We start from the raw sequence: 8,234 nt of genomic DNA, 5'->3' as shown, positions 1-8,234 counted from the left end.
CGCCCAGATGGAGTGGACGTGGTTCTCGGGCTTTCCCCAGGCTCCACCGTGAAAGCCTCCTCGGTGAACTCCGGTGCGACCAGTACACCGCAAACCACACCTCCTCCCCGGTAACGAGCGCCTGACTGAATTCGAGATATTCATTTGGACGTTGATTGTCGCCAAACCGTCCAGGGTCGCGCCTTCACGTCTTTCACTCGCCTGCGTCACCTCGCCATAGGGAAAACACTTGCGACTTTCTTCTTATGTTCATATATTCGAATATATGTAATAAAGGGGTCATCATGACAGACTTCACACCACTTCTCAGTTTCGTGGGCGGAATGACAATCGGGCTCGCAGCAGTTGCACTGATGGCTGTGCACGGACGGATCGCCGGCATTAACGGCATTCTCAGCGGCTTTTTGACGACACGGTTCACCCAGGACTGGACATTGCGTGCGGCGTTTCTCGCCGGCATGATCGCCAGTCCGCTGATTTTGCTCGGCGTCACAGGCCAGCTTCCGGAAATCTCGGTTCCCTCTTCACCAATTCTCCTGGTGATCGGCGGCTTCCTGACCGGCGTCGGAACGACATTCGGCTCCGGCTGCACCAGCGGTCACGGCGTTTGCGGCATGTCACGATTGTCCGTCAGATCGATCGCGGCAACCCTGACCTTCATGGCCACAGCCATCGTCACGGTTTTTCTCACCCGGCATGTATTTGGAGGATAACCAAATGAGACTTCTGTTTGCTTTCGCATTTGGCCTTCTCTTCGGCGTCGGTATACTTATCTCCGGAATGGGTAATCCGGCAAAGGTTCTCAACTTTTTCGACTTCGCCGGAACCTGGGACCCGAGTCTCGCGTTCGTCATGGGTGGAGCGTTGCTGGTTACCGCCATCGGCTATCGTCTGGTGTTTCGTCTGCAACAGCCCCTCATGGCTCAGGCCTTCAGCCTGCCGACGAAACGGGACCTTGATGCCAAACTGCTCGGCGGTTCCGCCATATTCGGGGTTGGCTGGGGCTTGAGCGGCTTTTGTCCCGGTGGTCTCATTCCGGTGCTCGGCCTTGGTATGAGCGAGCCTTTGATAACAGCAGCAGCCATCGCGGCAGGTATCATTGCAGCCAGGTGGATGATCAAATTGAACTTTGGTGAACAACCGGCCGGGGCCTGACCCTATTGAAACTCACGGCCACTATTTGGGAGACGAAAATGAGCGGTTCAAATTACCCGGTCGATATGGCGGTCAAACCAGACGTCACGGCTTTCTTTGATCCGGCCACCAATACCATCAGCTATGTGGTCAAGGACCCGGCCTCGAACGCCTGCGCGGTTGTCGACAGCGTCATGGATATCGATTATGCGGCCGGTCGCATCACCTATGACCATGCCGACGAAATCATCGCCTATATCCAGGACAATGATCTGAAACTCGAGTGGCTTATCGAAACTCATGTTCACGCCGATCACCTTTCCGGCGCTCCCTATATTCAGCAGAAACTCGGCGGCAAACTGGGCATCGGTGAAAAGATCACCGTCGTTCAGGAGACCTTCGGCAAGATCTTCAATGAAGGGACGGAATTTCAGCGCGACGGCAGTCAGTTCGACAAGCTGTTCAAGGACGGCGACACCTATCAGGTCGGCGAGATGACCGCGTTCGTCATGTATACACCCGGGCATACTCCGGCCTGCATGGTGCATGTGATGGGAGACGCCACATTTGCGGGCGATACCCTGTTCATGCCGGATAGCGGCTCGGCTCGAGCGGATTTCCCGGGAGGAGATGCGGCGACCCTTTACGAATCGATCCAGAAAGTGCTTTCCCTGCCGGACGAAATGCGTCTCTACATGTGTCACGACTACGGTCCGAACGGCCGCGACATCCAATGGGAGACGACGGTCGGTGCCGAGAAAGAGCACAACATTCATGTGGGCGGCGGCAAGTCCAAAGAGGAATTCGTCAAATTCCGGACCGAGCGGGACGCTCAGCTGGACATGCCGAAACTGATCATTCCTTCGCTTCAGGTCAATATGCGCGCAGGCCAATTGCCGCCGGCGGACGAGAGCGGCAAGACGTTCCTAAAGGTGCCGGTGAACGAGCTCTAGGGACGAAAAAGTCGGGCAGAGTCTGACGGTTCTGCCTGACCCAGGAAACACGTCTGCATTTCCAATGCGGTAGCGCACAAAATATCCAACAGACTGATCGCTTTCGCGTTTCGGTCCGGTGATTTTGTGCGTTCCCCAACTTGCTTGAAACGCACATTCGGGAGGAAATTTTGTGACATTGAAGGCAATCAACGCGGAAATATCCGTATCTCCTCAAATCCGGCCGGACGATCTGGCAGACATTGCGCAACTCGGTTTCCGGTCGGTGATCTGCAATCGCCCTGACGGTGAAGGGGCAGATCAACCCACATTTGAGGAAATCGAGGCCAATGCCCGAAAATTCGGGCTGGAAGTCCACTATCTGCCGATTGTTGCCGGAAAGGTGCGCGACGAAGACGCGGTGGCCTTCAACCAACTGATGAATGCCTTGCCCAAGCCGGTGCTTGCCTATTGCCGGACCGGGACCCGTTCCGCAACGCTCTGGTCGCTGTCACAGGCCGACAAGAAACCCCTTGCTGATATTCTGGAGCTGACGAAAGCTGCCGGATATGACATGGCCGGTGTCGTCCGGCGGATCGCCAATGGTGGCCGTACGCCGACCGAGACCGCGGAAGACGCCCGTTTTGACGTCGTGATTGTCGGAGCTGGCGCTGCCGGCATCTCTGTTGCCTCAAGCCTGCTTGCCCGCAAATCGAATCTCGAAATCGCAATCATCGATCCCGCGGATGTTCATTATTATCAGCCGGGATGGACCATGGTCGGCGGCGGGATTTTCAACGCCTCAGACACTGCCAAGACGATGGGTTCGCTCATTCCGCAAGGGGTTCACTGGATCAAATCCGCCGTTGCGGCGTTTGAACCGAAGGACAATGCGGTGGTCCTGGATGGTTGCCGGGTGGTGAAATACGGACGGCTGGTTGTCTGTCCCGGCCTGAAACTGAACTGGCACGGCATCGAAGGTCTCGTCGAAACTCTCGGCAAGAACGGCGTGACTTCCAATTACCGCTATGACCTTGCCCCCTACACCTGGCGTCTCGTTCAGGAGATGCATGCCGGGCGAGCGCTCTTCACCCAGCCGCCCATGCCGATAAAATGTGCCGGTGCCCCGCAAAAGGCGATGTATCTCTCCGCCGACTTCTGGACCAAAATGGCAAGGCTCGGCAACATGGACATCCAGTTCATGAATGCCGGTGGCGTACTCTTCGGCGTGAAGGACTATGTTCCGGCCCTGATGGACTACATTGAGCGCTATGGCATTCACCTGAACTTCTTTCACAATCTGGTTTCTATCGACGGTCCGCGTAAACGGGCGGTGTTCGAAATCAAGGACCCGAACCAGGAGCCGCGCAGATTTGAGACCGATTTCGACATGATTCATGTAACGCCACCGCAGACAGCACCGGATTTCATTCGCGTCTCACCACTGGCAGACAGCGCCGGTTGGGTTGATGTCGATCAGTCAACGTTGCGTCACAAGACCTATGACAATATCTGGTCGCTCGGAGATGTCATGAACGCCCCGAACGCCAAGACGGCAGCAGCAGCCCGCAAGCAGGCGCCAGTGGTGGCCGAGAACCTCGTTTCCGACATCGAAGGCCACAGTGCCACGGCGCAATATGACGGTTATGGGTCCTGCCCTTTGACCGTGGAACGCGGCAAGATTGTTCTGGCCGAATTCGGTTACGGCGGAACGCTGTTGCCAAGTTTTCCGCGCTGGCTTGTCGATGGAACCAAGCCTACGCGAACTGCCTGGTTGCTGAAGGAACGTATTCTGCCGCCTGTCTACTGGCGCGCCATGTTGCGCGGCAAGGAATGGATGGCGAAACCGGAAAAAGTCACCGCCTCCTAGATTTTCAGGATACACGCCGCCTAGAAATTCGAGCCGGAAGACCGGTTCGATTGACATACCGGCAGAACACGAGCCAAACCAATGCACCTGCTTCAGCGCTATCTGCCCATTCTCAACTGGGGCAAGCGATACGACAAGGAAACGGCAACCAGCGATCTGGTTGCCGCCGTGATTGTGACGATCATGCTGATCCCGCAATCACTCGCTTACGCGCTGCTTGCCGGCTTACCGCCTGAAGTCGGGCTTTATGCATCCATCTTGCCGCTGGTCGCCTACGCTCTGTTCGGCACCAGCCGGGCGCTCGCCGTCGGGCCGGTTGCCGTCGTCTCGCTGATGACCGCCTCCGCAGTCGGAGAGCTGGTCCAACAGGGAACGCCGGAATATCTCGGGGCGGCAATCGTCCTGGCCTTCTTGTCCGGCCTGATGCTGGTTGCCATGGGCCTGTTCCGGCTTGGCTTTCTCGCCAACCTCCTCAGTCATCCGGTGATTTCCGGTTTCATTACAGCATCCGGTCTGCTGATCGCCTCCAGCCAGCTGAAGCATATTCTGGGCGTTCAGGCCAACGGTCACACGCTGTATGACATCCTGCTGTCGATCATCGATCATCTGAATGAAGTCAACTGGATCACGCTGGCAATTGGGGCAATGGCGACGGCGTTTTTGTTCTGGGTGCGCAAAGGATTGAAAAAGCTGCTGCTCGGTCTCGGGATCAAACCGTTTCTTGCCGATATTCTGACCAAGGCCGGACCGGTCGCGGCGGTTGCTGCCACCACCCTTGTGTCAGCGGTATTCCATCTGGGTGAGCGCGGCGTACGCGTTGTCGGCGATATTCCCTCCGGCCTGCCCGTGCCGCAATTGCCGTCCTTTGACAGCGAGCTCTGGCTGGCGCTCGCCGCGCCTGCGCTTTTGATATCGGTGATCGGCTTCGTCGAATCCGTGTCTGTCGCCCAGACGCTTGCCGCCAAGAAGCGCCAACGTATCGACCCGGACCAGGAACTCATCGGCCTCGGTGCTTCGAACATCGCCTCTGCCGTATCCGGCGGTTATCCGGTGACAGGCGGATTTGCCCGCTCGGTCGTCAATTTCGATGCAGGTGCGGCCACGCCTGCGGCCGGGGCGTTTACGGCAGTCGGCATTGCTCTTGCTACCTTGTTCCTGACCCCGCTGCTCACCCATCTCCCGCAGGCAACGCTGGCAGCGACAATCATCGTCGCGGTTCTGTCTCTGGTCGATTTCGGCGCGATCAAACGTACTTACGCTTATTCGAAAAGCGACTTTTCCGCGATGGCGGCAACGATCCTGGTGACGCTGTTTTTCGGCGTCGAGCCTGGCGTCGTCACCGGCGTCGTTCTGTCCATCGCGCTTTACCTTTACCGCAACAGCCGCCCGCATATGGCAATTGTCGGTGTCGTTCCGGGCACCGAGCATTTCCGCAATGTCAACCGCCACAAGGTGGTGACAGGCGAACGCGTTCTGACGCTACGGGTGGACGAGAGTCTGTTTTTCGCGAATTCCCGATATCTGGAAGACAAGGTCTATGAACTGGTCGCACAAAGACCGGCAATCGAACACGTGGTGCTGATGTGCCCTGCCGTCAACGAAATCGATGCCAGCGCATTGGAAAGTCTGGAGGAGATCAATCACCGTCTGTCCGACGCAGGAGTGAGCTTCCATCTTTCAGAGGTCAAGGGACCGGTGATGGACCGATTGAAGCGCACCGACTTTCTCGATCATCTGACGGGGCAGGTGTTTCTCAGCCAATATGAGGCACTTTGCACGCTGGATCCTCTGACAGCTCATATCTCGGAATCCCGGACACCGAAGAAAACCGCCCGGCCCGTCGTCTGGGTCGGACCTGAAATCTGACAAAAGCTCCAAACCAATTCGTCCTAACGGCCTAGTTGCTGCCTTCAGCATGCAGGACGGGGACAATTCTTTCACAGAAACGGAATTGAATTGGCGGGCGTTCCTTCCTGGACCAGCAAGCTGCCGGTACCCCTGGGTTGAACGGTCACCAGTTCTATCGCTTCACCGCCATCGCTCATGAGGCAGTTGATTGCCGCACGCTGCGTCTTCCGACTGCCCAACTCGGCACCATACACCTGACAGATGCGGCCCGGCATTTCCCAGAGCCCACGATAGATGGCAAGGGTTGAGCCAGGTGCGCTTTGATCGATGCGTTGTGCCGGGCAGTTTTTCAGGTCTCGCACCCAGATACCTTGCGCAAATTCCGCAAAGCGCAAATCCAGCGTCCTGCCCTGCAGCAGGGGGGCGGATTTGGGCACCTGGATCTTCAAATCTCCCTTGCCCGCAAGAACCGGCGCTCCCGGTGCAGCACACAGCGCAACTGTCAGGGCGCTCACTTTCAAAAAATCAAACCGCATATCCCCTCCCGGATTGACTATCCTATGTCATAATTGTCCTGACCCGACATGGGAACAGGCAATTTACGATGCCTCTTCAACTTATGCGATAGAGCGACTTGTATTTTTCGAACAAATGTGGAACAAAAATTGAATGAACGAGGACTTTTCGCATCAACCTGGCCGAATTCAGCTGGATGATCCGCTGACTGATGGCCGCCAGTCGGAGACCGCGCTGAAGGTCTGGCGCGGGGCAGCCAGATTGTTGCGACAAATGGATTTTGCCTGCCTCCCGGAAGTAACCCTCGCCTCCGCACGCCGGGCGGACCTCTTGGCGATCGGTCCCAAGCATGAGCTCTGGATCATCGAGGTCAAATCATCGATTGCCGATTTGAGAGCAGACAGCAAATGGCCGGATTACCGGCAGCATTGCGACAGGCTTTTTTTCGCGACCCACCCGGATGTGCCGTCAGACATTTTCCCCGAAGAGGCCGGTCTGATCATTTCCGACGGGTATGGCGCGGAAATTATTCGTGACGCCCCGGAACACAGGCTCGCCGCCGCCACCCGGAAATCAGTCACCCTGCACTTTGCCCGCCATGCCGCCAACCGGCTGCACAGTCTAACAGACCCGGATGCACAGCGTTTTTTCGACGGTCTCTGACGAACATCAGAAAACAGGTTTCAACAAGACTGCAGGCATGAAAAGGCCGCGAAGGTCTCCGCGGCCAGAAACCGGAAACACCTGTGCCGTTCGGTCACAAGCTCCGATCAGACGAACAGGTTGATCAGGCTTTCCAGGTATTCTTGCTTGCCGGATTTCGGCTTTGGTTCCAGATCACTGCCATGCACTCTCGCGGCAAGCTCCTCCAGGGAAGAACCACCTTTGAGAATCTGAGCGTTTTCCGGCTTTTGCCAACCCGCATAGCGGTTATCGACAAAGGTCTTCAGACGACCATCTTCGACCATTTCCGCCGCGGCTTTCAGGCCGCGCGCAATAGCATCGGCCGACCCGACATGGGCCTGAATCAGATCGACCGGATCCAGCGACTGACGGCGCAGTTTGGCGTCGAAATTGGTGCCTCCAGTTGTGAAACCGCCTGCCATCAGGATTTCATAATAGGCAAGCGCCAGTTCAGGAACATTCATGCCGAAATGATCGGTGTCCCAACCGCACTGATAGTCGTTCCGGTTCATGTCGACAGATCCGAAAATGCCAAGGGCGCGTGCCATGTGCAGTTCGTGCTCGAAAGAGTGGCCGGCGAGGATCGCGTGACCCTGCTCGATGTTCATCTTGACTTCGTTTTCAAGACCGTAGGCCTTCAGGAAACCATAGACTGTCGCCACATCGAAATCATACTGATGCTTGGAAGGCTCCTGCGGTTTCGGTTCAATCAGGATCGCTCCCTTGAAACCGATCTTGTGCTTGTATTCCACGACCATGTTCAGGAAACGCCCAAGCTGGTCCAGCTCCTGCTTGATGTCGGTGTTGAGCAAGGTTTCGTAGCCCTCGCGACCACCCCAGAGCACGTAGTTTTCTCCATTGAGACGCTGGGTCACATCCATCGCGTTCTTCACCTGCGCCGCGGCGTAGGCAAAGACGTCCGGATCCGGGTTGGTGGCCGCGCCAGACATGAAGCGGCGGTTCGAGAACATGTTCGCCGTGCCCCAAAGCAGCTTCATGCCGCTATCGGCCATCTTCTTTTCAAAGATGTCGGCAATGGCGTTCACATTCGCATTGCTTTCGGCAAGGGTCTTGCCTTCCGGCGCAATATCGCGGTCATGAAATGTGAAGTACGGCATGCCCAGGATCTGGAACATCTCGAATGCCACATCGGCCTTCAGTTTCGCCTGTTCCATCGGGTCTCCACCGGCGGCCATCCAGGTGCGCATGAAGGTTTCGCCACCAAACGGATCCGTGCCTGGCCAACAAAA

Annotated in this window: 8 protein-coding genes; 6 read left to right on the top strand and 2 right to left on the bottom strand. The window is 56.8% G+C overall.

The window, feature by feature from the left end; translation table 11 throughout:
• The first annotated feature begins 284 nt into the window (after positions 1-284).
• From K5905_RS21215 to K5905_RS21195, 5 genes are all read left to right on the top strand, one after another.
• A complete protein-coding gene (locus tag K5905_RS21215; protein WP_297587415.1) occupies positions 285-713 on the top strand; it encodes a YeeE/YedE family protein in 429 nt (142 codons plus the stop codon).
• A gap of 4 nt (positions 714-717) precedes the next feature.
• Positions 718-1,155 (top strand): DUF6691 family protein, encoded by a 438-nt coding sequence (locus tag K5905_RS21210; protein WP_297587413.1) that lies wholly within the window; start codon positions 718-720, stop codon positions 1,153-1,155.
• A 38-nt stretch (positions 1,156-1,193) separates the two neighbouring features.
• Complete coding sequence (locus K5905_RS21205) at positions 1,194-2,087, top strand: MBL fold metallo-hydrolase (RefSeq protein ID WP_297587411.1); 894 nt, start codon at positions 1,194-1,196, stop codon at positions 2,085-2,087.
• A 172-nt stretch (positions 2,088-2,259) separates the two neighbouring features.
• Positions 2,260-3,936, top strand: coding sequence for a bifunctional protein tyrosine phosphatase family protein/NAD(P)/FAD-dependent oxidoreductase (locus K5905_RS21200; protein ID WP_297587408.1), 1,677 nt, complete (start codon positions 2,260-2,262; stop codon positions 3,934-3,936).
• An 81-nt stretch (positions 3,937-4,017) separates the two neighbouring features.
• On the top strand, positions 4,018-5,802 hold the full coding sequence (locus K5905_RS21195) for a SulP family inorganic anion transporter (protein WP_297587406.1): 1,785 nt from the start codon (positions 4,018-4,020) through the stop codon (positions 5,800-5,802).
• A gap of 71 nt (positions 5,803-5,873) precedes the next feature.
• Here the strand turns inward: K5905_RS21195 and K5905_RS21190 are convergent, their stop codons facing one another.
• On the bottom strand, positions 5,874-6,320 hold the full coding sequence (locus tag K5905_RS21190; protein ID WP_297587404.1) for a hypothetical protein: 447 nt from the start codon (positions 6,318-6,320) through the stop codon (positions 5,874-5,876).
• Between the two features lie 133 nt (positions 6,321-6,453).
• On the opposite strand from K5905_RS21190, the gene K5905_RS21185 reads away from it, so the two are divergent.
• Positions 6,454-6,963 (top strand): MmcB family DNA repair protein, encoded by a 510-nt coding sequence (locus tag K5905_RS21185; protein WP_297587401.1) that lies wholly within the window; start codon positions 6,454-6,456, stop codon positions 6,961-6,963.
• Between the two features lie 107 nt (positions 6,964-7,070).
• Here the strand turns inward: K5905_RS21185 and xylA are convergent.
• Positions 7,071-8,234 (bottom strand): xylose isomerase (gene xylA, locus K5905_RS21180; protein ID WP_297587398.1); only part of this gene is annotated, 1,164 nt, incomplete at its 5' end.

The sequence above is a fragment of the Roseibium sp. genome (assembly GCF_025698965.1).
Classification (GTDB): Bacteria; Pseudomonadota; Alphaproteobacteria; order Rhizobiales; family Stappiaceae; genus Roseibium.
Note: the sequence above shows the minus strand (reverse complement) of the source record. Positions and strands in the feature narration are given on the sequence as shown.